Here is a 25370-nt window from a genome sequence, read left to right on the forward strand (position 1 = left end):
CGGGGCGAGCCGGCCGGTGGTTCGGGTGAATGTCACTGGTCGACCGACTTGACGAGTTCGTCGATCGCGTACGGCAGGGACAGCAAGGTGCCCTGGGAGATGGCCGCGCCGACCGCCGGTCCCTCGCTGTCGAGGAGATACGACACCCGGCCGTCCTTGACTGCCTTGAGGTTGCTGAACAGTTCGGACTTCTTCAGGGCTTCCTGGTCCGCCTTGTCGTTGATGACGAAGATGCGGTCGACGTCGACGAGGTCCATGCGCTCGGGCGAGAGCACCGTGTAGAACTTGCCGCCCGCGATCTTGTCGATCTCCGTCGCGCCCTTGTAGCCGATGCCCGTCACCAGGCGCCCGCGCACGTCGGTGGTGGTGAACGGTGCCACCGACTTCTCGTACCAGGACAGGGCGACGCCGGTCTGGGTCACGAACTCCGGGTGGGCCTTGGCGGCGGCGTCGAGCTGCTCCTGGATGCCCTTCACCATCGCGGTGCCCTCGTCCTCCTTGCCGAGCGCCTTGGCGATGTGGACCGCGTTGTCCTGCCACGGCGCGCTGAAGGGCTCCTTCTCGGCCTTGGTACGGCCGACCGTCGGGGCGATCTTCGAGAGCTTGTCGTACGCGGCCTGGTCGACCTCCGAGTAGACCGCGATGATCAGGTCGGGCCGAAGGGCGGCGATCTTCTCGTAGTTGGGGCCCGCGTCACCGTTCTTCATGATGACCTCGGGGCGCGCGTCCCCCCACTTGTCCTTCACCCAGGGCCACTGGGTGTTGATGTCGGGGGTCTTGCCCGCGGGGTTCGGGTACTGGTCGACCATGCCGACGGGCTTGATGCCGAACGCCAGGACGGTCTGGTCGTCCGTGTAACCGACCGAGACGACCCGCTCGGGCGCCTTGGTGATCTTCGTGGATCCGAACGCGTGCTCCACGGTGACCGGGAAGGCGCCGGCCGCGGCGGCGGGGGCCTTGTCGCTCGCCTTGTCCGCCTCGTCCGCCGAGTCGGAACCGCATCCCGCCAGCAGGCCGATACCGAGGGTCGCGGCGGACACCGTCGCCGCCAGCCGCTGCCAGGGCTTCGTGAGCATCGTTCTATGGAGGAGCATCCGGAATCCCTTGCTTTCGCACTGTCCACTGAGCCCCGTATAAGGGCAGCCAAACCTTACCGCGACCTAATGAGGGCAGCCTAGCCTAACCAGCGTATTCGCCTCGTCCGAAACCTAGTTGAGATGAACGTGGGTACGGCCGATCGGCACGATGAGGGGCCGGTCGCCGACCGGGTCATCGATCACCATGGCGCGCAGCCCGAAGGCGTCGTGCAGCAGTTCGGCGGTGATCACGTCGCGGGGGTGTCCCTGCGCCAGGATCGCCCCCTCACGCATGACGACGAGGTTGTCGCTGTACCGGGTGGCCAGGTTGAGGTCGTGCAGCACCATGACCACGGTGCAGCCCGACTCGTGGAGGTCGTCCACCAGGTCGAGCACGTCGATCGCGTGCGCCAGGTCCAGATAGGTGGTCGGCTCGTCCAGCAGCAGCAGATCGGTGCCCTGGGCCAGGGTCATCGATATCCAGACCCGCTGACGTTGTCCGCCGGACAGCGAGTCGACGGGGCGGTCCGCCAGTTCGGACACCCCGGTCATGGCCAGCGCCTTCTCGACGACGCCGGCGTCGTCCGACGACCACTGGCGCAGCCAGCTCTGGTGCGGATGGCGCCCCCTGGCGACCAGGTCGGCCACCGTCAGCCCTTCCGGGGCGACGGGTGCCTGGGGAAGCAGGCCGAGCTTCTTCGCCACGTCCCTGGTCCTCAGCGCGGCGATGTCCTCGCCGTCCAGTACGACCGCGCCCCCGGACGGCTTGAGCAGGCGGGTCAGGGTGCGCAACAGGGTGGACTTCCCACAGCCGTTGGGGCCGATGATCGTGGTGATCACGCCTGGCGGGATCGAGACGTCCAGCTCGTCGATGACGGTCCCGCCGCCGTATCCGACCGTGACACCTCTGGCCTCCAGCCGTGAGGTGCCCCCGGCCACCGACTCGACCTCGGTGATGGTGTGGTGAACGGCCACGGGCTGCCCTCTCTCCGAATGGTCCCACTCGTCTGTCGTCATCTGAGGTTCGCCCGCACCAGCAGGTACACCAGGAAGGGCCCGCCGATCGCGGCGGTGACCACCCCCACCGGAAGGCCGATGGGCAGCGCCGAGCGCGCCACCAGGTCGGATCCGGTCAGCAGCAGCGCGCCGGTCAGCCCGGAGGCCACCATCGGCGGTGTCGGACACCTCGCCAGACGCATCGCCACCTGCGGCGCCACCAGCGCGACGAAGGGGACCGGGCCGGCCGCGCTCACCGCGACCGCGGCCAGCAGAACCGCACACAGCAGCAGGACGGCCCGCACCCTCGTGTACCGGACGCCGAGGCCGGCGGCGACCTCGTCACCGAGGTGCATCGGCTTGAACTGGAACGCGACGCAGGCCACGACGGCGAGCAGGGCGAGCGAGCACCACGACGCCACCCGGACCTCGTCCCACGACCGGTTGTCCAGCGAGCCGACCAGCCACGCCTGGGCCCGGGCCACGTCCCTGATGTCCGCGGAGACCAGCAGCCATGTGGTGACCGCCTCCGTCATGGCGCTCACCGAAATGCCGATGAGGATGAGCCGGAAGCCGTCGATCCCCCGCCGCCACGCCAGGAAGTACACCAGCAGCCCCGCCCCGAGACCGCCGGCGAGCGCCGCCGCGGGGAGGCCGACGGAGCTGCCGACCGCCGCCGCGGCCCCGCCCGACACCGTCACCAGGAAGACCGCGACCATGCTCGCGCCCCCGGTGATCCCGAGCACGTCCGGGCTGGCCAGCGGATTGCGCGCGACGGACTGGGTGATCGCCCCGGACACCCCGAGCGCGATCCCCACGACCAGGCCGGCCAGCGCGCGAGGCATCCGCAGATCCATGATCACGAACTCGTCGACCTGCTCGCCCCGGCCGAGGACCGTGGCGATCACCCGGGAGAGGCCGATGGGGAAGTCCCCGGTACCGAGGGAGAGACAGAACACCAGGAAGGCAGCTGCCGCCAGTACCAGCGTGACCAGCACCAGCCAGGGTCGCCATACGAACGAGACCTGGCCGAACCGCACGCCCGGGGCCAACGAAGGCTTCGTCTCCGTCACGTTCATGCGCTCCTGAACTTTCCGCGCCACACCAGCGCCGCGAAGAACGGGGCGCCCAGGAGGGAGACGACGACACCCGCGTCCAACTCGCCCGGCCGCACCACCAGTCGGCCGACGATGTCGCAGACCAGGAGGACCACCGCGCCAAGAAGTCCCGCGTACGGCACCAGCCAGCGGTAGTCCGGTCCGGTCAGGTAGCGGGCCACGTGGGCGACCATGAGGCCGAGAAACGCGATGGGGCCGCACGCCGCCGTAGCCGCGCCCGCCAGCAAGGTGATGGCGATGATGCCGACCGTCCGGCTCAGCGCGATGTTCACGCCCAGCCCCCTGGCCACGTCGTCACCGAGGTTCAGCAGATTGAGGGAGGGCAGCATCATGAGCGCCGGCACCAGCCCGACCGCGACGAACCCGGTCACCGGCCAGATGACGTCGAAGCCGACGCCCGCCACGGAGCCCGCATTCCAGAATCGGAGCGCGTTCAGCGACTTCTGGTCCGAGAGCGCGACCGCGGTGGTCATGGCCGCGAGGAACACGGTGATCCCCTGGCCGGCCAGAGCGAGCGTCAGCGGATTGCCCGCGCCCCTGCCGATGCTCGCCAGCCCGAACACGACGACACCGGCGACCGCCGCCCCGACGAAGGCGAACCAGACGTACTGGAACGGGTCGGTGAACCCGAGGACGGCAATCACCGAAACGACCGCGAACGAGGCACCCGCATTCACACCCAGCAGACCCGTGTCCGCGATCGGGTTGCGGGTGTACCCCTGGATCAGCGAGCCGCCGACCCCCAGGGCGACGCCCGCCACGATGGCGAGCACCGTCCGTGGCACCCGCACGGTCCGCACGATGAGCCGGATCTCGGTGAGCCGCTGGTCGGATTCCGGCGCGGCGAACAGCCCGTGCCACACCTCGGCGGGACTCAGCGCCCGCGGCCCCACGGCCATCGACACCAATCCCGCGATCACGAGGATCACCAGGAGCGCGCCGAGACCCACAACCCGCTTACGGCGGGCCGTCGTTGTGCCCCGGGGCGCGGGACGCTCAACTGCAGTCGTGCTCATATCGGCGTACGTTATCCCTTTGATCCACTCGAACGACGCGGCGGTCCGGACCGTGACGGCCCTCTAGCGGGGCGTGGCGGCCGCTTCACCGACGACGGCTTCGGCGCCCCGGGCAAGCAGCGAGTCCAGGATCTCTCCGACCCGGATCGCGGTGTTGGACAGGAGCGCCGAGGTGATTCCGTGCGTGTGCTCGGTACCACCCTGGAGATAGATGCCGCAGCGCAGGCCGGAGTCGGTCGCGATGCGGTAGTCGCGCTCGACGCGGACCCGGCCCTGCTCGTCCCGCAGGCAACGCTCCCCGACATCGCCCAGGAGACCGAGCGGGTCGGCGGGGCTGTAGCCGGTGGCGAGCACCACCACGTCGGCGTCCAGAAGCGTTTCCTCGCCCGTGACGAGGGACCTCACGGTGGCGCGGACGCGGTCCGGCGTCTCCTTGACCTCCTCGAGCCTCGACACGTTGAGGAAGCGCAGACGCTCGGCTCCGAGCACCTTCTCCTGGTACATCTGGCGGTACAGGTCGTCGATCAGGTCGATGTCCACCACGGAGTAGTTGGTGTTGCCGTGGTAGTCCATCAGTCTGCGCTTGATGCCCTCGGGCGCGGCGAAGTACTCGTCCACCGCCCCGGGGTCGAAGATCTTGTTGGCGAAGCTGCTGTCGTCTGCGGGGCTGTAGCCGTACCGGGAGAAGACCGCGCAGACCTCGGCGCCGGGGAAGCGGCGGTGCAGATAGGCGACGTTCTCCGCGGCGCTCTGCCCGGCACCCACGACCACGAACCGCGAGGGCGAGGTGCCCTCCAACGTGTCGACCTTCGACAGCAGTTCGGAGTTGTGCCAGACACGGTCACCTCGCTCCACCCCCTCCGGCACGAGGGGACGCAGCCCGGTTCCTATGACGAGGTTGCGGGCGCGGTGAACGGTCAGCCCCTCCCCCGACCGGACCGTCACGTCCAGGTACTCCACCTCGCCGTCGCGGACCGCGGGCGTGATGCCGACGACCTCGTGGTCGTAGGAGACCATGTCGTCGACCTGCGCGGCGGCCCACTCGAAGTAGTCGTGGAACTCCACCCTCAGCGGGAAGAGGTTCTTGTGGTTGATGAAGTCGATCAGCCGTCCCTTGCTCTGCAGGTAGCAGAGGAAGCTGAACTCGCTGGACGGGTTCCGGAGCGTCACCAGGTCCTTGAGGAAGGAGACCTGCATGGTCGCGTCGTCGATGAGCATGCCGCGGTGCCAGCCGAATCGCGGCTGCTGCTCGAAGAAGTGGGCGCTGAACGCCTCCTGGGTCCCGCCGCGTGCGTTGTGCTCGTTGATCGCGATCGCCATGGCCACATTGGAGGGGCCGAAGCCGATGCCAATGAGGTCGTGGACCGGTGGTGCGTCGCCAGGGCGAACCTGTGACATGTCACTCCCATCGTGCGGGGAAGCCGCCTGTCAGGCGTGGGGAACGTGCGGGAGACGGGCACGCCGATGGAGTGACCCGATGAAACTTAGGTGAGCCTAAGCTAATCCTGCGACGCTGTCGATAGACCGGAATCAGCCACCCCAAGGCATGGGACCGGTCAACTGCAGCGCCGCCCCAGCCCGTTGCGTGATTAGGTTAGCCTTGCTTTACTGGCTGTCGCTCCATCCCTACGCTGAGGAGGAACCCCTATGCGGGTCGTCATGTTCGGTTACCAGACCTGGGGGCACCGCACCCTGCAAGCCCTCCTGGACTCCGAGCACGACGTGGTGCTGGTCGTGACCCACCCCAAGAGCGAACACGCCTACGAGAAGATCTGGAGCGACTCCGTCGCGGACCTCGCCGAGGAGCACGGAGTTCCGGTCCTGATCCGCAACCGCCCCGATGACGAGGAGCTGTTCGAGCGCCTCAAGGAGGCCGACCCGGACATCATCGTGGCCAACAACTGGCGGACCTGGATCCCCCCGCGCATCTTCGCCCTCCCCCGCCGCGGCACACTGAACATCCACGACTCGTTGTTGCCGAAGTACGCCGGCTTCTCGCCGCTGATCTGGGCGCTGATCAACGGTGAGCGCGAAGTGGGCGTCACCGCACACATGATGAACGACGAGCTCGACGCCGGCGACATCGTCCGGCAGGAAGCGGTCCCGGTCGGACCGGCGGACACCGCCACCGATCTCTTCCACAAGACCGTCGACCTCATCGCCCCGGTCACCACCGGCGCACTCGCCCTCATCGCGGACGGGCAGACGGAGTTCACCGAGCAGGACCGCTCGCAGGCCAGCTTCTTCCACAAGCGCTCCGCCGAGGACATCCGCATCGACTGGACCTGGCCGGCCCAGGACCTCGAACGCCTGGTGCGCGCCCAGTCGGAGCCCTACCCCAGCGCCTTCGCCTTCCACCGGGGCAAGCGCCTGGAGGTCCTCGCCGCCGTGGTCTCCCAGGGCCGCTACGGAGGAACGCCCGGCCGCATCTTCTACCGCGAGGGAGAGGGCGTGGTGATCGTCGCCGGCGCGGACGCCCGCACCGGCCGCAACCACGGCCTGGCCGTGACACGCGTGCGCACCGAGGACGGCCGGGAGATGCCGGCGACGGAGTACTTCACGTCCATGGGCGGGTACCTGACCAGCCGCCCATGAGGCACGGGGTCCCGCGGCCCCGGGCTCACGGGGCGGCCCCCCTTCTCCCAGCGGCCGGCGGAGCCCCCTCGCGCCCCACCTGTGGACCTCCGCCGGGCCGTCGGCCTCGAGCGGTGCGCCGCGGTGATCGGCCGGGTTCGCTCACTTGGCCAGTGCGACCCGGACCAGGGCGGCCGCCAGTCTCGGCAGGTCGTCGCCGGTGACCAGGCGCGCCAGTCCTTCGGGTGTCTTCGGCAGGTCCAGCCCGGCGGCGGCTTCACGGGCCCGGGTGTCGAACGCCGGGCGCAGCTCCGGCCACACACCCTGGGCCTCCCGGCTGAAGATGTCCGCGCCCACGGGCCCGATCCGGGGGAACTCCCGCAGCAGCCCGCGCACGCGCTCCGGGTCCCCGCCCGCTTCCTCGCGCAGTCGCCGCAGGTCCCCCCGGTACCGGTCGAGCAGGAATTCCGCGCCGTCTCCGAGCGCGGTGGCCGTGCTCTCGTCGTAACGGCGATAGTGTGCGCGCCCCAACGCGTCGACCCGGTCCTGCCAGGAGGCCTGCGCCATCGCCCGCGGCGTGCGCATTCCCGCTGCCGACAGCTCCCGGGCCGCGGCCACCGCGATGTCGGCCTTGATGCGTACCGACAGCAGGACGCACAGGGTCAGCAATCGGTACAGCGGCGAGGGGGTGTTCCGGAGCCGGATTCCGGCTTCCTCGGCATACGTGCGCCCGTGCTCCTCCAGCAGACGCTCGGCTTGCGCCGACCGGGACATGGGGCACCTCCCGTGGACTGCGCACGGCGGCGGGCCGGGTCGGCTCCGCCCACCGCGTGTCGCGGTTCGTCACCGTGCAGGGGCCGTGTGTCGCATCGCCGACCGGCCCTCAGTCTACTCGCCCGGATGCGATCACCCCCGGTGCGAGCCCGCTGCCCGACTGTGCGGGCCGAGTGCCCGGGTCACCCGAGCGCACGGCCCGATGGGCGTTCGCAGGGCGGCGGTGCCATGTTTCGGAAGCGGCCCGGTGGTAACCCGGTTGTACGGCGGTGTCCCACCACCGGTGCCGTCGCGGACCGTGTGCCGCTGGGCAGAGCCCTACCAGTACAAGGAGGAGAGCGACATGCCGGCAGGATCCAGCCGTAAGCGAGAGCGTCAGTACGAGCATGTGAAGGAGAGCGCCGAGGACCGCGGGGAGTCGACGAAGCGGGCGAAGGAGATCGCCGCCCGCACCGTCAACAAGGAACGCGCCCGCTCGGGTGAGGCGAAGACGTCGAGCAGGACTTCCACCCAGGACCCGAAGTCCGCTTCCCAGCGCGGCGGGGAGCGCTCGCACAAGGGCGCCCAGGGCCGCACCAGGGATCAGTTGTACGAAGAGGCCAAGAAGAAGAACATCGAGGGCCGCTCCTCGATGAACAAGGAGCAGCTCCGTAAAGCGGTGAGCAGCTGAACCACCGGCCGCCGTCGGCGTAGGGGCCGCCTGGGCCGAACACCTCGCCTCGCGGTCCTTCAGCCGGCGGCGCGCAGGACGGGCAGGAGTGCCTTCCGCGCGCACTGTCCGGTGGGTGAAACGCACCGGCTCGAGCAACCGAGGCACGTTTCACGGCCCCGCAGTGAACCGGGTCAGAACGCGACGTCCTCGGCTGCACGCAGGTGGGCGCCCATGTTGCGTTCCATCATCCGGAGCGCGGCCTGAGCGAGGTCCGGGTGGATGTGGGCCACCGCGTCCTGCGGGATCGTCAGGCGCATATGGCGGATGTGCGCGTCGAGAGCCGAGTAGAGAATGCACTGCTCCGTCACCTGGCCGCACAGGACGAGGTGGTCGGCTCCCAACTGCCGTAGCAGGTAGGGGAGAGGCGTCTCGTAGAAGATCGAGTGCCGGGCCTTGACCACGAAGAGCGACTTCTCGTCGGGCCTCAGCGGTTCGACGAGGTCCGGACGGGCACCCGCCATCGCCGCTTCGACGATCTCCCCGTGGTGGGAGCGCCAGTCCCCGAAGTTGTCGTTCGCATAGATCACCGGCGCCCCCGTCGCCCGGGCCGCCCGCAGCAGTGCCGCGATGGCAGGAACCGCCCGCTCTACCGAGGCCACGAGCCGCTCGGCGTCCTCGTGGTCATAGGGGTTGATCATGTCGACGACGATCAGCGCCTTGCGTGCCATGGTTCCCATGGTGACAGCGACCGCCCCCGGCGGCCTGCGCGGGACGCCCGTATGCCGCCTGTGCCGATGACCGCATCGGCGCCGCCGCATGTGACCGGGCCCGCGCCCGGCAAGGCTTCCATGGGCCCGGGCAGGACGTCGAGTACGCCGCCACCTCGTACGGCCATGTGCCCTGGCACGTGTGATTGGCCGGGCCCCTTCACGGGAAGGCGACCCGGATCCTGATGTCCCGCACGCTCGATCTCGCCGCTTCGGTGCGGCAGGCGATCGCGTCGATCGACGGCATGCACGTCAATGACGCCGCCGACTTCTGTGGGCCGGGTGCCGGGTCCGAGTTCGACCCGCTGCCGGTCGTCATCGACATCGACGGACTCGGGATCTCCGGATACCGCGCCGCCGACTGGCTGCGCGAACACCACCACATCGACGCGCACCTGATGGATCACCGCCGTATCAGTACCCAGCTCACCCATGCCGACGACGGCGACACGACGACGCGCCTCCTGACGGCGCTGCGTGACCTCGGCCGCCGGGCGTCCGAACTGCCGCGAGGGCCCGAGACGGCGGTGCCCACACCTGCCGGACTCCGGATGGAGCAGGTACGTCTGCCACGCGACGCCTACTTCTCGGCCACCGAGGACGTACCGGTGGAGCAGGCGGTCGGACGGATCGCCGCCGAAATGATCACGCCCTACCCGCCCGGCATCCCCGTGGTACTGCCCGGCGAGCAGTTGACCGAGCCTGTGGTGCGCTATCTGCGCACCGGCCTCGCCGCGGGCATGAACCTCCCCGACCCGGCGGACCCGGAGCTGAACACCGTACGTGTCTGCGCCGACGGGGACAGTGCGTGAGCAACCGGGACCGGGCCGGCCCGCGCTGATCGTCCGCGCAGCCGAGCTATCGCGATGTCAGCCACGCGTTCTGGACACGCACTCGGCCACCACGGCCCGCAGGCTGCCCGTCCGTTCGAGCACGCCCCGCTGGGTCCGCGCCCCGGTCCCCCGCTCCAACACGCGCGTGACGGCGTCCTCGGCCGCGGCGAAGTCGCCACTGTCCTCCAACGCGTCGCGAACATGCGCAAGCAGCGCGCCCATCACCTCGGACGCGGGCTCGGGACGCATGGTCGCGGGGTGAAGCAGGGGGCCCTCCAGGCCGGAGCGGCCGGCCTGCCAGGCGGCCATGCGCAGGAGACCCACCCCGACGGGGTCGGGCGGTTCCCCGGCACGCCAGCTGCGCGCCGCCGTCTCGACCAGACCCCGCACCAGCGAGGCGAGCAGCACGGCGTCCGCCGGATCCAGACACACGTCCGCGACTCTGACCTCGACGGTCGGATAGCGGTACGAGAGCCTTGCGTCGAAGTAGATCATTCCCTTGTCGCGCAGGACGCCCGTGTCGACGAGTGCCTGAACCTGCTCGTGGTAGCGACGCGAGGAGCCGAAGGTCTCGACCGGACCGGCCGAGGGCCAGCGCCCCCAGACCCTGCTCCGGTAGCTGTCGTAGGCAGTGTCCTGTCCCTGCCAGAAGGGTGAGTTGGCACTCAGCGCGAGCAGAACCGGAAGCCACGGACGTATACGGTCCAGCACTCCGACACCTTCCTCGTCCGAGTCCACGGAAACGTGTACGTGGCAGCCGCAGGTCAGCTGTTCCTGAGTGGTCAGGCCGAACCTCTCGGCCAGCCAGCGGTACCGCTCCCCTTGACCGATCGAGGGGCTGACAGGCAGCGGCGCGGTCGCGAGGGCGGCCACGTCCGCCCCCACCTGTGCGGCACTCGCCGCGGCCTCGGCCCGCCGACGCAGGATCTCCTCGGCGAGTTCGCTCATGTCACCGCACGGCTGAGTAGCGAACTCCAATTGCTGGAGGTGGAGTTCGGACTCGAAGGCCGAATCGCCCTCCGCGCGGCTCTCGGCACGGGCAAGCACCGCCGTCGACAGCGCCCGGGGCTCGCCGCTCTCCGTATCGACGAGGAGCAGTTCCTCCTCGACCCCCACCGTCCGCACCATCGCGTCCTCCCAGCCGCAATCCGTCGGGCGCGACCTGCCGTGCGGTCCTCGTACCGCACGTGCGCATGCCGTTGCGTCCGAGGCCCTTCGCGTCTCCGTTTCGGTTCCAAGCTTCCCGCACAACCCAGTCAGGGGCACCTCCCGGTCCCTTGCGCCACCTGCCCGGCAGGCCGTGCAGCGCCTCAGGCGCCGACAGGTGAGGCACGGTGCCACTCGGCGAGCAGACGTGCGCCCAGCCGGTCCTCCAGGAAGCCCGTCGCGCCGATGCCGAGCACGACGTCCGCCGCCAGGTGCGGCTCCTCGTCCAGCAGCCCGCGGATGACGTCATGGCGGACGATCTGTTCATGGACCGCGTCGGCTTCGACGTGCTCGGTGTAGAAGTGCTCCGCGGCCGGTCCCGCCTCCGCCCGCTTCATCGCGAGGGCCAGCCGCCGCGACGCGGGCGACGAAGTGATCTCCACCGCGGCGAAGTGTCCGACCAGCGCGCCACGCAGCCGGCGGTGCAGTCCGAAGAGGGACATCATGTTAACCAGGGCGAGCATCTCGGCATGGCCCTCGTCCACGTAGTGGCCGTACGACGTCTCCAGCCCCAGGTCCGCCATGAGGTCCGCGAACAGCCGCGCATGCACCCGTTCGGCCCGGCCGGCGCCGAACTCGTCGTACTCGACCGCGGCCATGCCCGCCTTGGCACGCCCGCTGAGACGGGGAAGCACCCAGGCGTGCGGGTCAGCTTCCTTCAAGTGGTAGAGGGAGCGCTGCACGGCATAGGCGCGGAGCTGCTCCAGCGTGCCGCTCTCCTGGAGAAAGTGCGAGACGCCCGTGCCCCGGACGGGCTCGACGAGCAACGCGTCGAGCGTTTCGGTCAGGTCCTCCTCCGGCGGGGCGTCACTGCGCAGAGCCGTCTCGAAACGCCTCTCCAGCGAGGCCCGTACCTCCAGAAGGGCCGGATCCCATTCGCGCGCCGGGTCCACGCCCGCAAAACCGCGGTAGTGGAGTTCGTAGCTCACGTACAGCGCCAGCTGCAGGTCGTCACCGTAGGGAGGCGCGTCGTCCGCCATGGCCGGTGAGGGCAGTGGGCCACTCCCGCGGAGGTAGGCGATGACCGCCTCCGAAAGATCACCACGCCCCTGCGGAAGCCGGGGTTCCTCTGTCCGACCAGCCATGATTCTCTCCTCGAACGCCTGCGTGAGCGGTACCGGACTGCGGGCAGCGGACTACTGCTGTGTCAGCAGTTGGGGCGGCGGGTCATTGAGCATCGTGTTGCTCCCTTTCATCTGCCGCAGTGGTTCCGGATGGCACGTGGAAACGAGGCTCAGCAGGCGCTGGTCCCTTGACGCCTGTGCCGCTCGAGCCGGCATCTCCCAGCAGAGCGAAGTGGCCGCCGCGCGGAGGTGCAGGCCCTGGAGTTCGCGGAGCAGGGTCACCCCGCGGTCGTCGGCACAGCCGCCCCAGGGCTCCGCGATCCTGTCCGTCCGCGTGTCCACCTCTGCCCTCCATCCGGCACCTGGACGGCCTGCTCCGCCCGACCGCTCCCGGATACCCCGGGTTCCGGACATCAGTCACCGGGTGCACGCGCCGACGCCGCCGACGACTGCGCCCCGGCTCCTACCACCATGGGCGCACAACGCCGATGCCGCTGTGGCGGGGGCGGCCGGACGGGCCTGGGGATCCGCGCCTCCACCGGGCCGGTGCGCGGCCCCGTTCCCCCACTCCGGCCTTACGCCGTCCGGGTGACGCGCGGTTGCGGGCGTGCCCTCGCGGCCACAGGCTGCCGGAGACCGACCGGGCGGGCCGTGCGAATGACCGCCGCCGCACGGGGAACCCAGAGGCTGCGGTCCCGGAGAAGCGGGGATCGGACGTATTCAGTACAGACAGGACGGACGAAACCGATGAGCGACCATGATGTGAGCAAGCGGAAGGTACTGGCCATCGTCACCAACTACGGCGTGGAGCAGGACGAGCTCGTCGTCCCCGTCGACCACCTGCGTGGATGGGGCGCCCAGGTCGATGTCGCGGCGGTGTCGACGGACGCCGTCGAGACCCTCGTCGGCGACAAGGAGCCCGGCAGGACGCTGCACCCCGATCTCACGCTGGACGACGTCGATCCGGCCGCCTACGACCTTCTGCTGGTGCCGGGCGGGACGTTGAACGCCGACACGCTGCGCATGCAGAGCTCAGCGGGCAGGATCGTGCGCGCGTTCACCGGAGCGGGGCGCCCCATCGCCGCCATCTGCCACGGGCCCTGGGTGCTGGTGGAGGCAGGTGCCGTCCCGGGCAAGCGGCTCACCTCCTATGCCTCGCTGCAGACCGACATCCGCAACGCGGGTGGCGACTGGACCGATCAGCCGGTCGTCACGGACGATTCGGGCGGCTGGACGCTCATCACCTCACGCAACCCGGGCGACCTGGAACCGTTCATCCGGGAGATCGACGCGGCGCTCGCCGTCCCGGGCCTGTCCGGCTCCTGATCCACGCGGCCACTCCCGGCGTGTCCCGCGATCGCACCGGTCCGGGCGCGCAGGAGTTCCGGAACGGCGATCCGGGCGCGTCACACGGGTTCGGGCACGAAGGGCAGGAACTCGTCCACGCCCGGCCGGATGACCCCGTAACTGCTCTCGGGCACCTCGTTCCACTCGCCGGGCAGCCCGCCCAGAGGCTCCGACACCACCATGCGGGTGCCCTCGGACACCTCCGTCAGGACATCCAGGTCCGGCTGCAGTGCCCGCACGGTGTCCGCACCCGTGCTGCAAAACAGTGACCTGGACGCCCGCAGGCTCGAATAGCGGAAGGCCCACAGCCGTTCACCGTCGGACACCGCCACCGTCATCTGGAGTGGATGCTCCACCCCCTGCTCGTGGCCCAGGCGTTCGATCAACCCGGCCATGCGTGCCACGGCACCCGGCACGTCCTGGTCGAGACCGAAGGTGATCGCCAGATAGAACATCACCTCCGAGTCGGTGGATCCCTCCAGGGCCGAGAACAAGGCAGGGTCCACGGCCAGGGAAAGGGTGCGCCTCAGGCGGTGGAAATCGGCGACGGCTCCGTTGTGCATCCACATCCAGCGGCCGCGGCGGAAGGGGTGGCAATTGGTCTGCTGGATCGCCGTCCCCGTGGACGCCCGGACATGTGCGAAGAACAGAGGCGACCGTACGTGGTCGGCGAGTTCCCGCAGATTCCGGTTGTTCCACGCGGGTCCGGTGTCCCGGATGATCGCCGGTGTGGCCCTTTCGGATCCGTACCATCCCACACCGAATCCGTCGCCGTTGGTCGTCTCGACGCCGAGACGCGAGTGCAGGCTCTGGTCGATGAGTGAGTGCTCCGGTTTGTAGAGGAGATCGCTCAGTACGACACTCGTGCCGGAGTAGGCCAGCCATCTGCACATGAGCGGTGCCCCTTCCCGATCCGGGCATGCAGAAACGCTCCCGCCGTCCCGGGGTCGTCTCTTCGACCCCGGTGAGGCCCGGGTGTCGTCGCTCTGTCCACGCTACCGACTCGGAGAAGCGGTCGCCCAACCTTCCGGCGGCCCGAGGGTGCCCCCTGTACGAGCGGAGCGGCCGGGAATCGGATCCGACTCGGCAGCAGCCGTCCGCCCGCGCCGTCCGGCGTGTCCCCACGGCGCGGGAATGCCGCGCGGGCAGAATTCCGTACTCTTCACGACTACGTGCGAGGATGCGGCGCTCTGTCGGCGTCGACAGGCCAGCGGTCGTCGGCCATATCGAATTCAACGAGCAATGCGGCGTGGACGGCCTCCACCCGGTCTCCTGCGGCGCCTGTCTGATGCCTTCCGACTTCGCGGTGGATGTGACGGAACCGGCGGTCGGAATACCTGCGGTTCTCCCGTCCGCTTTCCTCGCCGTCGCCTCCATGGTCATTGTCTCCGTGCATCTGCGTCAACGGGGCTCTCCGGACCAGGCCGTGCTGCGCCACCCCGGGGCCCTGGGGGACGACGCGGCAGTTTGACGACAGGACCTAGGACTGCGCCATCAGGTGTTGTTCCGCCGCGAGCACCGCATCGTGCACACCGGTTCTGCCCAGCAGCACGCACAGCGTGTAGGCGGCGTCGTCCAGTGCCTGCCGCGCCCGCATGTCGGACGGAGCCTCGATCAGCCGGGACTGGCAGCCACGGAACTCCGCCAGGACCTCAGCGGTCCGAGCGCGGCTCGGCATCAGTCCGATGCACGCCGCCCGGGGCGACACGGCACGAGCCGCCGCCACAGCGCGGTGCAGTGCCCGCTCCACCCGCGCGGGCATCGCGACGCCGCGTGCGTCGGCGGCCATGACGGCGGCCACCTCGGCCGACGTGACGCCCGCCGCCTTCGCCGCAGCGCCCAGCACCCGCCTGGCATCCCGGGCCGAGCACGGAGTTGCCGCCATCACCGTGCCGACCGCCCATGCGGCCTTGGGCTCGTCGATGGGGAGCTGCGTTTCGGGCGCGGCGGTCCTTCCGCCGGGCTCGGGGGTGCGGGGCATGCGGGCAGACATCATCAGGGCCATTTCTCGACGAAGCGATGGAGGAGCTCCGCGATGACCGAAAGGGGGGACATGCCGGTCTTCGCCCGCCCCCGTGTGCTCGTTTCCGAAACATGACACCCGGAGCAGAAGTGCGCCTGTGGACGAAGCCGCTCGGGTGACCGTCCCCGAGCAGTGACGCGGTACGGCGCTGCTACGGGCCCCGGCACGGGGAATGTGCGGTCCACGGGGCGCTGTCCGGGTGCGGTGGAGTCCCGGCCGTGCCCACAGTTGGAGCGGAGAGCGAACGGTCGGCCCAGCGCGCCGACGGTGCGATGCCGGGCCGTCGGGCGAGGGTGCGCCGCTCCTGCTCATCGGGCCGGGAAGGTGAGAGCCGGATCCGGTGCGGCGCTCGGCGCTCCCCGGGTGCGGCGCTCCGGCTGGTCGGCTCGCTCCGCACGCTCCGCGTGCGGGCGTCACGAGCGGGACCCACCGGCCCGGTGCGCGGGCAACGGGTCGCAGTCGGGACCCGGATGTCAGCTTCCCTCACCATGCAAGGAGTCTTCGATGCCGGCCCTCGGAACGACGATGCCGGTGACAGGTGCACCCTGCTGGGTGAGCCTGGTGACACCCGACCCACACATGGCCCGGTCCTTCTACGAGCGGGTGATGGGGTGGGAGTTCCGCGCCAGTTCTCTCGGACGCGACTTCGCGCTCGCCCTGGACGACGGCGAGCCCGTCGCGGGGATGGGCGACTGCCACGGCCGCGGCCTCGCCGCCCGTTGGACGCCGTACTTCGCCGTGGCCGACGCCGACGAGACTGCGGACCGCGTCCGGGAGCGCGGGGCCACACTCGCCGTCGGACCGGCGCGGCTGGGCGAAGGGCGTGCCGCCCTCGCGGCCGACCGCGACGGCGCCGTCTTCGGCTTCTGGGAGGGGCCGGCCCTGGCATGGACGGTGGGGCGGGGCAGCGCGCCCGCACGTCTGGACCTCATGACGCGTCACGCCTTTGAGGCAGCCATCTTCTACGCCGGGATCTTCGACTGGGCGAAGCCGGGCGGCGGCTGCACGGTGGACTACGCGCAGGAGCACGTCGTGATCCAGGTGTCCGGACACACCGTCGCCACCTTGCGGGGCGGCGGCGAGGAATCCGCCCCGGACCCGAGGATGCGGCCGAGGTGGGTGGTGGACTTCCGCGTGGCGGACAGCCGGGCGACCGCGGCGGCGGCCGATGCGGCGGGCGGCGAATCCTCGCCGGCCCCTCCCCCGCTCGGCTGCTCCGAGGACGCCTACATCATCCGTGATCCCGGCGGCGCGCTGTTCACCGTCTCGGGCCCCGGCGCGGCCTGACACCGGCCCGCTGAGGGGAGGAGCCGCGGGCCGCCCCGAGGTCTCAGTGACTGGTGAGTTCCCCGGAGAGCTTCCCGTGGAGGTCGGCGCTGGGGTCGTTCAGACCGATGATCTCGACGGTCTTGCCTCGTTGGGCGTACTTCGTCTCGATGGCGTCCAGGGCGGCCACCGAGGAGGCGTCCCAGATGTGGGCCGCCGAGAGGTCGACGACGACTCGGTGGGGGTCACCCGCGTAGTCGAACCGGCCGACGAGATCGTTGGAGGAGGCGAAGAAGAGTTCGCCGCTCACGGAGTACACCACCGCGGTGCCGTCGGGGTCGGTGATCCGGGTGACGTCGGCGACGTGGGCGACACGTCTCGCGAAGACGACCATCGCGGTGACGGTTCCGACGACGACGCCGATGGCGAGGTTGTGGGTGGCGACCACCACGGCCACGGTGATGGCCATGACGGCGATCTCCCCCACGGGCATCCGCTTGAGCGTCTTCGGCGCGATGGAGTGCCAGTCGAAGGTCGCGAACGACACCATGACCATGACGGCGACCAGCGCGGCCATGGGAATGTCGGACACCACCGGGCCGAAGACGATGCACAGCACCATCAGGAAGGAACCCGCGAGGAAGGTGGACAGCCGGGTGCGGGCGCCGGAGACCTTCACGTTGATCATCGTCTGGCCGATCATCGCGCAGCCCCCCATGCCGCCGAAGAAGCCGGTGACGATGTTGGCGATGCCCTGCCCGATGGACTCGCGGGTCTTGGAGGAGTGGGTGTCGGTGATGTCGTCGACCAGCTTCGCGGTCATCAGCGACTCCATGAGCCCGACCAGCGACATCGCGAACGCGTAGGGGGCGATCGTCGTCAGGGTGTCGAGGGTGAAGGGCACGTCCGGCAGGCCCGGCACCGGCAGCGAGGACGGCAGGTCCCCCTTGTCCCCCACGGTCGGCACGGCGATCCCCGCCGCGACCGTGATGACGGTGAGGACGACGATCGAGACCAGCGGAGCCGGGATCACCTTGGTGACCGTCGGGAAGAACACCATCAGGGCCAGGCCGCCGATGATCAGCGGGTACACGGCCCAGGGCACGTCATGCATCTCCGGCACCTGCGCCATGAAGATCAGGATCGCCAGGGCGTTGACGAAGCCGACCATCACGGAACGCGGGACGAAGCGCATGAGTTTCGCCACCCCCAGGGCGCCGAGCGCGACCTGGAAGACTCCGGCCAGGATCACGGCGGCGATCAGGTAGCCCAGGCCGTGCTCACGGTTCAGCGGCGCGATCACGAGAGCGACGGCGCCGGTGGCGGCCGAGATCATGGCGCGGCGGCCTCCCACGACCGAAATGACCACCGCCATGGTGAACGAGGCGAACAGGCCGATCGCCGGGTCGACACCCGCGATGATCGAGAACGAGATGGCCTCGGGGATCAGGGCGAGCCCGACGACCAGCCCGGCCAGGATCTCGGTCCGCCAGACTTTCGGGTCGGACAGCCAGTCGGGCTTCAGGCCGCGCAGAACAGCGGCAGGCGTCATGAGGGATGAAGACAAGGAGGTGGGTCACCTGTCGTGCTCGGGCAGACCCCGCCGACGGGCCGGGACATGCGGGAATGACGCGAAGGGGCCGGGCCGGCACCCCACGAACGGCCCCGACGGGCCGGAGTCCGAGGGGGGAGGGACGATGCGCGGGCACATGGCCGGGCAACGCACGTCCGGGGCGAACGTCACGGCGGGCAGGTGGTGGCGCTCAGCACCATGGGCTCGCGCACGCGCACTCCTGCAAGCATCGGATCGTCGCCGGGGGCGCCATCGGCCCCGGCAAGGGTGGGAACGGGGCAGCCGTACGGCCTCGCCGCCAGCAACTCTACCCTAACGTTAGAGTAGAGGTCGGCGGGTCCGCACACGAACGCGGCCGCTACGAGGAGAAGGGCCAGGGCCACGGGCGTGGACGACAGGCACATGCAGATCGGCGAGGTGGCCGCACGGACCGAACTGTCCCTGCGCACCATCCGCCATTACGAGGAGACGGGTCTCGTCGTCCCTTCCGCCCGCTCGCAGGGAGGCTTCCGGCTCTACACCGAGAGCGACGTCCAACGGCTCATGGTCATCCGCCGCATGAAGCCGCTCGGTTTCACCCTCGACCAGATGCGTGACCTGCTCGACGCGACGGACCGCCTCGACGCCGCCGACGAACTGGACGCCGGCGAACGCGACGGCCTGCTGGACCGGGTGCGCGTGTACGAACGGGCCGCCGCGGAACAGGTCACCCGGCTCCGCATCCAGCTCTCCCGGGCCGAGGACTTCGCCGGCACCCTGCGTGCGCGCCTGCCGCAGGACGCGTCGAGCTGACCTGCGCAACCGGCGCTCGCGGATCGCGGCCACGGGCTGCCGTGGGGAGCGTGTGCGGCGTACCTGGTGCCGGAGAACCGGGCAGGCACCGTGATGCCGTCAGCATCGAGCGGGCCGGTCAGGGGGTCGGGGGTGAGCCGCGCACCCTTCCAGATGGTCTGGGCTGCAAGGGTCGTCAACGCGATCTGGTGAACCTCGGTGGCGCGGCACATGGCGCGATTCGTTCCCGAGCAGCTGCTGGAGGAGCGCGTCGGGTGACGAGGCCAGGTGACTGGCTGCGTCGCGGCGGGTTCCGGTGCAGGCCCCGAGGCAGTGGTCAGCATGCTGAGCGCGGCCTTCGGGCAGAGGCTTCCCATGTGTCCGATGTCCGGTGCGGTGCCGTTCTCCGGGAGGCTGTGACCGTCGCACCCGAGCCGCCCATTTCTTCGAAGCGGGGTTGATCATGTTCAGCACCAGCAACTACCCGGTGTCGGCCGCCGCCGAAGCCCGTACGTTGACGGACCTGGACACCCGGTTGGTGGACTGCCGCGCCTGCCCGCGCCTCGTCGCCTGGCGGGAGGAGACCGCCGTCGCCAAACGTGCTGCTTTCCGTGACTGGGAGTACTGGGGGCGTCCCGTGCCCGGGTTCGGGCCGTCGGACGCCGCGCTCGTGATCACGGGACTGGCACCCGCCGCGCACGGAGCGAACCGGACCGGCCGGATGTTCACCGGTGATCCGTCCGGTGACCTGCTGTTCGCCACGCTCCACGAACTCAATCTGGCCTCCCGGCCGACGGCGACGCACCGGGACGACGGACTGGAGCTGCACGGGGTCCGGGTCACCGCGCCGGTGCACTGCGCACCGCCCGCCAATCTCCCCACGACCGGCGAGCGCGACACCTGCCGTCCCTGGTCGGCCCGGGAGTGGGAGCTGCTCCGGCCGACGGCACGCTCCGTCGTCGTGCTGGGCGGCTTCGGCTGGCAGGCTACGCTGCCGGCCCTGCGGCAGGCGGGCTGGAACGTGCCACGCCCGCGTCCGGCGTTCGGCCACGGCGCCAGGACGACGCTGGAGCCCACGGACGGGGCCACCGCCGCCTTGTCCGTTTTCGGCTGCTACCACGTGAGCCGGCGCAACGTGTCGACCGGCCGCCTCACCCCGGCCATGCTGCGCGAGGTGCTCGCCGAGGCCGCACGCACGGCGGGACTTCCCGTCGCACGGCCGGGGGCCGGCTGACCGGGCACCACGCCTCCTCCGCGGCCGGGTGACGGCCTCCGCGTGGTGACCGGCCGCCGCGCGCACCCCCGTGTGGCCGAGCGCTACCGGGTGTGCGGCGGCGGCAAGCGGGCACCTGGCCGATATTGGACTGACGCGGTCACGCAGTGCGCGCCCGCAACCCGGGAGAGGAGACGACCGCTGTGACAACCGCCGCATCGGAGAACCCCGGAGACGGAAAGAGAACGGCAGCGCCCGGGGATTCCGGACTCGGTACGGTCACCACGGCCGTGCCGGCGCGGCTGGACCGGCTGCCCTGGTCACGCTGGCACTGGATGATCGTCATCGGCCTCGGCACGGTGTGGATCCTCGACGGGCTGGAAGTGACGACGGTCGGCAACATCGCGAGCCGGCTGTCGGAGGAGGGCTCGGGACTGGCCATCACATCCGCCCAGGTCACCGGAATGGCGGCGGCCCTCTATGTGGCGGGAGCATGCGCGGGAGCGCTGTTCTTCGGCCGGCTCACCGACCGGTACGGCCGTAAGAAGCTGTTCATGGTGACGCTCGCGGTCTACCTCGCCGCGACCGCGATGACCGCCCTGTCCTTCAGCGCGTGGTGGTTCTTCCTCTTCCGCTTCCTCACCGGTTTCGGTATCGGTGGGGAGTACGCGGCCATCAACTCGGCGATCGACGAACTCATCCCCTCGAAGTACCGGGGCCGGGTCGATCTCATCATCAACGGAAGCTACTGGCTGGGCGCGGTCGGCGGGGCGCTGCTGTCGATCGTCATGCTGAACACGGACTACTTCCCGAAGGACCTGGGCTGGCGCCTCACCTTCGCCCTGGGCGTCGTCCTGGGTCTGGTGATCCTGCTCGTACGCCGGCACGTACCGGAGAGTCCGAGGTGGCAGTTCATCCACGGCCAAGGCGAGGAAGCCGACAAGCTCGTCGGTTCGGTCGAGCGGGAGATCGAGGAGCAGCGGCAGGAGAAGCTGCCGCCCCCGGCCGGTGAGATCACGATCCACCAGCGCAAGAGCATCGGTTTCGGGCTCATCGCGAAGACGGTCTTCCGTAGCTACCCCAAGCGTGCGGTGCTGGGGCTGTCCCTCTTCATCGGCCAGGCCTTCCTCTACAACGCCATCACCTTCGGCTTCGGCACGATCCTCACCACGTTCTACGACGTCCAGAGCGGTCAGACCGGTTACTACTTCGCGGTCATCGCGGCCGGCAACTTCTTCGGACCACTCGTGCTCGGCAAGCTGTTCGACACGGTCGGGCGGCGCATCATGATCGCCGGCACATACATCGTGCCGGGCATCCTGCTCTTCATCACGGCCTGGCTCTTCGACCGGGGTTCCCTCACCGCCACCACCCTGACCGCGTGCTGGTGCGTGGTGCTGTTCTTCGCCTCGGCCGGAGCGAGCAGCGCCTACCTGACCGTCTCCGAGGTCTTCCCGATGGAGACCAGGGCCATGGCCATCGCGTTCTTCTACGCAGTCGGTACGGCGGTCGGCGGGATCAGCGGCCCGCTCATCTTCGCCGACCTCACCGAGTCGGGCGTCCCCGGCGACACGGCCCTTGCCTTCTCCATCGGCGCCGGACTGATGTGCGCGGCAGGCATCGTCGCGGCTTTCCTCGCGGTCAACGCCGAGCAGCGCTCCCTGGAGGACATCGCGAGGCCGCTCTCCCAGACGGGGGAATGAAGCCGCTCTCCCGGACGGGGGTATCCGGTGGCCGCGGGTGACAGCGCGGCCACCATCAGCCGCACGGAGGGCTGAACGGAAGCAGCAGCCGCGCCCTGTGCGGCTGCTGCTTCCGGGAAAGCTCGCTCTTTCAGGGTGAGCTGCCCCGCATCTCTTCCCGCAGACGCCGGGCCGCCGCGGTCAGGCCTCGGGCGTGACGCGAGAGCGGCGAGACCGCCTTAGTGATTCCGTGCTGCGGAAACAGCTCCTTCTCGGCCCGCTTCACCTCGATGTCGGCGTCCGCCCCTGAGCTCGACATGGGGTTCACGCCACCACCTCCTTCACACCGGTGCTTCCCCTCCCGGTCCCCCCGCCGGGTCACGGCAGCGGCGTACCCCCGGTGGCGTTCATGATCTCCGCGGTAATGAAGCTCGCGTGCTCCGAGGCCAGGAACACGTAGGCGGGGGCCATCTCTGCCGGCTGGGCCGCCCTGCCCATCGGTGCCTGCTTCCCGAACTCCTCGGTGTCCGGCATGGTGGCCGGGATCAGCGGTGTCCACACCGGTCCCGGGGCAACGGCGTTGACGCGGATGCCCTTGTCGACCAGCATCTGCGCGAGCCCCTGGGTGAAGGTCACGATGGCGCCCTTGGTCATCGCGTAGTCGAGCAGGTGGGGGCTCGGCTTGTATGCCTGCACCGACGTCGTGTTGATGATGGATCCGCCGGGCGGAATGTGCGGCACCGCCATCTTGCACAGCCAGAACATGCCGTAGAGGTTCGTGCGGACGACGCGGTCGAACTGCTCCGTGGAGATGTCCTCGATGCCTTGGGGCTGGGACATCTGGTACGCCGCGTTGTTGACCAGAACATCGATCCGGCCGAACTCCGTCACGGCACGCTCGACGAGGCGACGGCACTGCTCCTCGTCCCGGATGTCGCACGGAACGACCAGCCCGCGTCGGCCCGCTTCCTCGACCAGGCGGCTCGTCTCCCCGGCGTCCTCCGCCTCCGCGGGCAGACAGGTGAACAGGATGTCCGCCCCCTCGCGGGCGAAAGCCAGTGCGACGGCCCGGCCGATTCCGGAGTCGCCGCCCGTCACGAGCGCGACCCGGTCCCGCAGCAGCCCGCTCCCCCGGTACGACTCCTCGCCGTGGTCGGGTTGCGGGTCCATGCGACCCGTTCGTCCCGGCGGCTCCTGTTCCTGCTGAGGAAAGTTTGGCTGCGGGTGCTTCGTCGTGGGGTCCTGCGGACTGTCACTCATGGGTGCCCTTCCCTCCGCGGCTCGCTGTCTTCCCAGCTTGCTCCGCGATGCTCGGAGTCGCGAACGCCGGAGACCCCTTGCCGCGGATGACCTGCTGGAACATGGGTCCTTGCGACACCGGGTATCCCGTGAGGCGCCGCACCACACCTGGAAGCGCCCCTCGGTGTTCATCGGCCTCAGAACGCGAACCATCGCCGTTCGTCCTGTCGGACGCGGCCGGCCTGCCGAGCGAACCGAGGCCTCCTTGCCGATCGTGAACGATCCCGGGCCACCTGCGGTGGCGGTCTCCCCTTCGGCGCCAATGACCCGTGCGGGCTGCCAGGCGACGGCCGTGCACGATCCCCGAAGCGTCGCGCCCCGCCCGTCACGCCCGGGCTCGTCAGGCGGGGCCGCCCGGCAGGACGGGGAGTGCGGCCAGGCGGCGGTGCAGGTAGCCGCCGCCCCAGGTCAGTTCGTCCAGCGGCACGGCCGGTGCCAGCCGGTGCCAGCGGCCGAGAAGTGCGGTCAGGGCCACCGTGAGCTCCAGCCGGGCCAGCGCCGATCCGGGGCAGTAGTGCGGGCCGAGCCCGAAGGTCAGATGGCGGCTCGCGGTGCTCCGGCCCGGGTCCAGGGTCCCCGGGTCGGCGTGGCAGCGCGGGTCGTGGTTGGCCGCCGCCACGGACAGCAGGACACCGCTGCCCGCCGGAATGACCGTGTCCCCGAACCGGACGTCCTCCATCGCCAGCCTCTTGGTGGTGAAGGGGCCGGGGGTGTCCCAGCGCAGCAACTCGTCCACCGCGCGCGGAATCCGCGACGGCTCGTCCCGCAGGGACCGCTGCACCTCCGGATGGCCCAGCAGCGCCACCACGCTCATGCCGATCGCCTGCACGGTGCTGTCGAAGCCCGCAAGCAGCAGCATCGCCAGGAGGGAGGCCACTTCGTCCTCGGTCGCACCACCCTGCTCGCGCCATGCGGCGACGACGCGGGAGACGACGTCGCTTCCCGGGGCAGTACCGCACTGGGCCATCCTGCGGCGCACGAAGACGTCGATGCGGGCGATGCTCTCCTCGACCGCGGCAGCCCGGTGTCCCGTCTTGTCCGCGAGGCACGCCACCGGCTCGTACAGGGCGGCCCGCTCCTCCTCCGCCACCTCGAAGACCTCGCACAGCGAACGGAAGGCGAAGGGGCGCGCGAACGCGTCCATCAGCTCCACCGGCCCTTCGCCACGTGCGGCGTCGGCGGCGTCGAGGAGTTCAGCGGCCGCTCGCTCGATCTGCTCGCGGTGGGCCGCCATGCGCGCCGGGGTCAGGGCCGGCGTCGCGAGGCGACGGATCCGCGTGTGGTCCGGCGGGTCGTAGTTGACCAGCGTCACGTCGAGTGCGCGTCGGCGCACGCCAGGGTCGGGAACGCGTCCGCCGCTCAAGGAGAGACGGGGGTCCAGGAGACCGGCCCGCACGTCGTCGGCCCGGGTCACCAGCCACGCCGGCCGGCCGGCCGGCGTCCTGACCCGGGCCACGGGGCAGGTCTCACGGATGCTCTCCAGCACCGGGGCCGGCCGGGCCAGGAAGCCGGCCCCGAGCGGCTGCGGCAGTTGCTGCCGCCCTGCCGGCGCGGGCCCACCGGCCGTGACGGTGTGTTCGGTGTCCATGGGGAGGCGTCCTCTCGCGGTCGCGGGGCGTGCGGCGGCGGCCACCGTAGGAACGGCCGGTTGCCCGCCGGTTCGCGCCCGGTGCGGTTCCGGTATGCCTCCGCCCCAGGCCGCCGACGGGCCGACGGACCGACCAGGGCGATTCACCGTGGGACAACCGGCGCCGAACCGGTGCCGAACCCGCCACTCCTAGCTTCCTGGCGGTCGGCGCAATGGCGCCGCTCTTCGTCCCGATCGCCCCCGTCGTATGGAGGACCATCATGGCCGAGAACGTCGAGCCCACCGAGACCCCCGCCGAGGACTCCCCCGAGGTGGTCGCGCACACCGAGTCGCCCATCGGCTGGTGCGGTGTGCACCAGGAGGTCGCCGAGGAGCCCGAGGTGATCGCGCACTCCGAGGAGGGCGAGGACACCCCGTGGTGCGGCGTCCACCAGGAGCCGCCTCGTCATCCACGACGACGGCCGAACCCCGAAGGAACCGGGGCATGGCCCGGCTGACCGCCTCGGTGGTGGCATCCGGCCTGGTCGTGGCC

Annotated in this window: 24 protein-coding genes and 1 pseudogene; 9 read left to right on the forward strand and 16 right to left on the reverse strand. The window is 70.2% G+C overall.

All coding sequences use genetic code 11. The features are described from left to right. Positions 1-32 precede the first annotated feature (32 nt). The 5 genes from ABZ434_RS23040 to ABZ434_RS23060 form a co-directional block, all read right to left on the reverse strand. A complete protein-coding gene (locus ABZ434_RS23040) occupies positions 33-1094 on the reverse strand; it encodes an iron-siderophore ABC transporter substrate-binding protein (RefSeq protein ID WP_359139899.1) in 1062 nt (353 codons plus the stop codon). Between the two features lie 114 nt (positions 1095-1208). Further along, a complete protein-coding gene (locus tag ABZ434_RS23045) occupies positions 1209-2051 on the reverse strand; it encodes an ABC transporter ATP-binding protein (RefSeq protein ID WP_359139901.1) in 843 nt (280 codons plus the stop codon). A gap of 38 nt (positions 2052-2089) precedes the next feature. Next, entirely contained in the window at positions 2090-3151 is a 1062-nt protein-coding gene (locus tag ABZ434_RS23050; RefSeq protein ID WP_359139904.1) for an iron chelate uptake ABC transporter family permease subunit, read from the reverse strand. Continuing rightward, entirely contained in the window at positions 3148-4206 is a 1059-nt protein-coding gene (locus tag ABZ434_RS23055; protein WP_359139907.1) for an iron ABC transporter permease, read from the reverse strand. The genes ABZ434_RS23050 and ABZ434_RS23055 overlap by 4 nt, the downstream gene beginning before the upstream one ends. 63 nt (positions 4207-4269) lie before the next feature. After that, the gene (locus ABZ434_RS23060) at positions 4270-5604 is read right to left on the reverse strand and encodes a lysine N(6)-hydroxylase/L-ornithine N(5)-oxygenase family protein (protein ID WP_359139910.1); all 1335 of its coding nucleotides are present in this window, start codon (positions 5602-5604) and stop codon (positions 4270-4272) included. 249 nt (positions 5605-5853) lie between these two features. Between ABZ434_RS23060 and ABZ434_RS23065 the strand changes: the two genes are divergently transcribed. After that, complete coding sequence (locus ABZ434_RS23065) at positions 5854-6801, forward strand: methionyl-tRNA formyltransferase (RefSeq protein ID WP_359139913.1); 948 nt, start codon at positions 5854-5856, stop codon at positions 6799-6801. Between the two features lie 141 nt (positions 6802-6942). Here the strand turns inward: ABZ434_RS23065 and ABZ434_RS23070 are convergent, their stop codons facing one another. After that, positions 6943-7554, reverse strand: coding sequence for an endonuclease (locus tag ABZ434_RS23070; protein WP_359139916.1), 612 nt, complete (start codon positions 7552-7554; stop codon positions 6943-6945). A 343-nt stretch (positions 7555-7897) separates the two neighbouring features. Between ABZ434_RS23070 and ABZ434_RS23075 the strand changes: the two genes are divergently transcribed. Then, on the forward strand, positions 7898-8224 hold the full coding sequence (locus ABZ434_RS23075; protein WP_359139919.1) for a plasmid stabilization protein: 327 nt from the start codon (positions 7898-7900) through the stop codon (positions 8222-8224). Between the two features lie 173 nt (positions 8225-8397). Here the strand turns inward: ABZ434_RS23075 and ABZ434_RS23080 are convergent, their stop codons facing one another. Beyond that, the gene (locus ABZ434_RS23080; protein WP_359139923.1) at positions 8398-8934 is read right to left on the reverse strand and encodes an isochorismatase family cysteine hydrolase; all 537 of its coding nucleotides are present in this window, start codon (positions 8932-8934) and stop codon (positions 8398-8400) included. Positions 8935-9155: 221 nt separating this feature from the next. On the opposite strand from ABZ434_RS23080, the pseudogene ABZ434_RS23085 reads away from it, so the two are divergent. Continuing rightward, positions 9156-9785: pseudogene (locus ABZ434_RS23085) on the forward strand (ornithine decarboxylase); the annotation flags it as partial. A 57-nt stretch (positions 9786-9842) separates the two neighbouring features. Here the strand turns inward: ABZ434_RS23085 and ABZ434_RS23090 are convergent. From ABZ434_RS23090 to ABZ434_RS23100, 3 genes are all read right to left on the reverse strand, one after another. Then, complete coding sequence (locus ABZ434_RS23090) at positions 9843-10934, reverse strand: glutamate--cysteine ligase (RefSeq protein WP_359139926.1); 1092 nt, start codon at positions 10932-10934, stop codon at positions 9843-9845. 182 nt (positions 10935-11116) lie between these two features. Next, positions 11117-12097: an iron-containing redox enzyme family protein gene (locus ABZ434_RS23095; protein WP_359139929.1), complete on the reverse strand. Its 981-nt coding sequence runs from the start codon at positions 12095-12097 to the stop codon at positions 11117-11119. 51 nt (positions 12098-12148) lie between these two features. Continuing rightward, on the reverse strand, positions 12149-12418 hold the full coding sequence (locus ABZ434_RS23100) for a hypothetical protein (RefSeq protein ID WP_359139931.1): 270 nt from the start codon (positions 12416-12418) through the stop codon (positions 12149-12151). 405 nt (positions 12419-12823) lie between these two features. Here ABZ434_RS23100 and ABZ434_RS23105 point away from each other — a divergent pair, with 405 nt between their 5' ends. Continuing rightward, a complete protein-coding gene (locus tag ABZ434_RS23105; RefSeq protein WP_359139934.1) occupies positions 12824-13402 on the forward strand; it encodes a type 1 glutamine amidotransferase domain-containing protein in 579 nt (192 codons plus the stop codon). Between the two features lie 80 nt (positions 13403-13482). Here ABZ434_RS23105 and ABZ434_RS23110 read toward each other — a convergent pair whose 3' ends face one another. Beyond that, complete coding sequence (locus ABZ434_RS23110) at positions 13483-14316, reverse strand: class II glutamine amidotransferase (RefSeq protein ID WP_359139937.1); 834 nt, start codon at positions 14314-14316, stop codon at positions 13483-13485. A gap of 587 nt (positions 14317-14903) precedes the next feature. Next, entirely contained in the window at positions 14904-15404 is a 501-nt protein-coding gene (locus tag ABZ434_RS23115; RefSeq protein WP_359139940.1) for a DUF5133 domain-containing protein, read from the reverse strand. 546 nt (positions 15405-15950) lie between these two features. Between ABZ434_RS23115 and ABZ434_RS23120 the strand changes: the two genes are divergently transcribed. Continuing rightward, complete coding sequence (locus ABZ434_RS23120) at positions 15951-16733, forward strand: VOC family protein (protein ID WP_359139943.1); 783 nt, start codon at positions 15951-15953, stop codon at positions 16731-16733. Positions 16734-16776: 43 nt separating this feature from the next. Here ABZ434_RS23120 and ABZ434_RS23125 read toward each other — a convergent pair whose 3' ends face one another. Further along, on the reverse strand, positions 16777-18264 hold the full coding sequence (locus tag ABZ434_RS23125) for a SulP family inorganic anion transporter (RefSeq protein WP_359139980.1): 1488 nt from the start codon (positions 18262-18264) through the stop codon (positions 16777-16779). A 408-nt stretch (positions 18265-18672) separates the two neighbouring features. On the opposite strand from ABZ434_RS23125, the gene ABZ434_RS23130 reads away from it, so the two are divergent. The 3 genes from ABZ434_RS23130 (at position 18673) to ABZ434_RS23140 (ending at position 21972) form a co-directional block, all read left to right on the forward strand. Continuing rightward, positions 18673-19077, forward strand: a complete 405-nt coding sequence (locus tag ABZ434_RS23130) for a MerR family transcriptional regulator (protein ID WP_359139946.1) — start codon at positions 18673-18675, stop codon at positions 19075-19077. A gap of 442 nt (positions 19078-19519) precedes the next feature. Then, the gene (locus ABZ434_RS23135) at positions 19520-20290 is read left to right on the forward strand and encodes a uracil-DNA glycosylase (protein ID WP_359139949.1); all 771 of its coding nucleotides are present in this window, start codon (positions 19520-19522) and stop codon (positions 20288-20290) included. Between the two features lie 269 nt (positions 20291-20559). Further along, positions 20560-21972: an MFS transporter gene (locus ABZ434_RS23140; RefSeq protein WP_359139983.1), complete on the forward strand. Its 1413-nt coding sequence runs from the start codon at positions 20560-20562 to the stop codon at positions 21970-21972. A gap of 130 nt (positions 21973-22102) precedes the next feature. On the opposite strand, the gene ABZ434_RS23145 is transcribed toward ABZ434_RS23140, so the two are convergent. From ABZ434_RS23145 to ABZ434_RS23155, 3 genes are all read right to left on the reverse strand, one after another. Further along, positions 22103-22279, reverse strand: coding sequence for a hypothetical protein (locus ABZ434_RS23145; protein WP_359139951.1), 177 nt, complete (start codon positions 22277-22279; stop codon positions 22103-22105). A 50-nt stretch (positions 22280-22329) separates the two neighbouring features. Then, positions 22330-23211 carry an SDR family oxidoreductase gene (locus ABZ434_RS23150; RefSeq protein WP_359139954.1) on the reverse strand — a complete coding sequence of 294 codons (882 nt, stop codon included), beginning with the start codon at positions 23209-23211 and terminating at the stop codon, positions 22330-22332. Positions 23212-23590: 379 nt separating this feature from the next. Beyond that, positions 23591-24838 (reverse strand): cytochrome P450, encoded by a 1248-nt coding sequence (locus ABZ434_RS23155; protein WP_359139957.1) that lies wholly within the window; start codon positions 24836-24838, stop codon positions 23591-23593. A gap of 260 nt (positions 24839-25098) precedes the next feature. On the opposite strand from ABZ434_RS23155, the gene ABZ434_RS23160 reads away from it, so the two are divergent. Continuing rightward, complete coding sequence (locus tag ABZ434_RS23160) at positions 25099-25335, forward strand: hypothetical protein (protein WP_359139960.1); 237 nt, start codon at positions 25099-25101, stop codon at positions 25333-25335. Positions 25336-25370 lie beyond the last annotated feature (35 nt).

Source organism: Streptomyces sp. NPDC005761 (assembly GCF_040630635.1).
Taxonomy (GTDB): Bacteria; Actinomycetota; Actinomycetes; order Streptomycetales; family Streptomycetaceae; genus Streptomyces.

What these genes read in the sequence shown, in the direction of transcription:
- ABZ434_RS23040 (WP_359139899.1), bottom strand. Translation starts at nt 1,094, where the DNA reads ATGCTCCTCCATAGAACGATGCTCACGAAGCCCTGGCAGCGGCTGGCG.
- ABZ434_RS23050 (WP_359139904.1), bottom strand. Translation starts at nt 3,151, where the DNA reads ATGAACGTGACGGAGACGAAGCCTTCGTTGGCCCCGGGCGTGCGGTTC.
- ABZ434_RS23055 (WP_359139907.1), bottom strand. Translation starts at nt 4,206, where the DNA reads ATGAGCACGACTGCAGTTGAGCGTCCCGCGCCCCGGGGCACAACGACG.
- ABZ434_RS23060 (WP_359139910.1), bottom strand. Translation starts at nt 5,604, where the DNA reads ATGTCACAGGTTCGCCCTGGCGACGCACCACCGGTCCACGACCTCATT.
- ABZ434_RS23065 (WP_359139913.1), top strand. Translation starts at nt 5,854, where the DNA reads ATGCGGGTCGTCATGTTCGGTTACCAGACCTGGGGGCACCGCACCCTG.
- ABZ434_RS23070 (WP_359139916.1), bottom strand. Translation starts at nt 7,554, where the DNA reads ATGTCCCGGTCGGCGCAAGCCGAGCGTCTGCTGGAGGAGCACGGGCGC.
- ABZ434_RS23075 (WP_359139919.1), top strand. Translation starts at nt 7,898, where the DNA reads ATGCCGGCAGGATCCAGCCGTAAGCGAGAGCGTCAGTACGAGCATGTG.
- ABZ434_RS23080 (WP_359139923.1), bottom strand. Translation starts at nt 8,934, where the DNA reads ATGGCACGCAAGGCGCTGATCGTCGTCGACATGATCAACCCCTATGAC.
- ABZ434_RS23090 (WP_359139926.1), bottom strand. Translation starts at nt 10,934, where the DNA reads ATGGTGCGGACGGTGGGGGTCGAGGAGGAACTGCTCCTCGTCGATACG.
- ABZ434_RS23095 (WP_359139929.1), bottom strand. Translation starts at nt 12,097, where the DNA reads ATGGCTGGTCGGACAGAGGAACCCCGGCTTCCGCAGGGGCGTGGTGAT.
- ABZ434_RS23105 (WP_359139934.1), top strand. Translation starts at nt 12,824, where the DNA reads ATGAGCGACCATGATGTGAGCAAGCGGAAGGTACTGGCCATCGTCACC.
- ABZ434_RS23110 (WP_359139937.1), bottom strand. Translation starts at nt 14,316, where the DNA reads ATGTGCAGATGGCTGGCCTACTCCGGCACGAGTGTCGTACTGAGCGAT.
- ABZ434_RS23115 (WP_359139940.1), bottom strand. Translation starts at nt 15,404, where the DNA reads ATGCCCCGCACCCCCGAGCCCGGCGGAAGGACCGCCGCGCCCGAAACG.
- ABZ434_RS23120 (WP_359139943.1), top strand. Translation starts at nt 15,951, where the DNA reads ATGCCGGCCCTCGGAACGACGATGCCGGTGACAGGTGCACCCTGCTGG.
- ABZ434_RS23125 (WP_359139980.1), bottom strand. Translation starts at nt 18,264, where the DNA reads ATGACGCCTGCCGCTGTTCTGCGCGGCCTGAAGCCCGACTGGCTGTCC.
- ABZ434_RS23135 (WP_359139949.1), top strand. Translation starts at nt 19,520, where the DNA reads ATGTTCAGCACCAGCAACTACCCGGTGTCGGCCGCCGCCGAAGCCCGT.
- ABZ434_RS23150 (WP_359139954.1), bottom strand. Translation starts at nt 23,211, where the DNA reads ATGAGTGACAGTCCGCAGGACCCCACGACGAAGCACCCGCAGCCAAAC.
- ABZ434_RS23155 (WP_359139957.1), bottom strand. Translation starts at nt 24,838, where the DNA reads ATGGACACCGAACACACCGTCACGGCCGGTGGGCCCGCGCCGGCAGGG.
- ABZ434_RS23160 (WP_359139960.1), top strand. Translation starts at nt 25,099, where the DNA reads ATGGCCGAGAACGTCGAGCCCACCGAGACCCCCGCCGAGGACTCCCCC.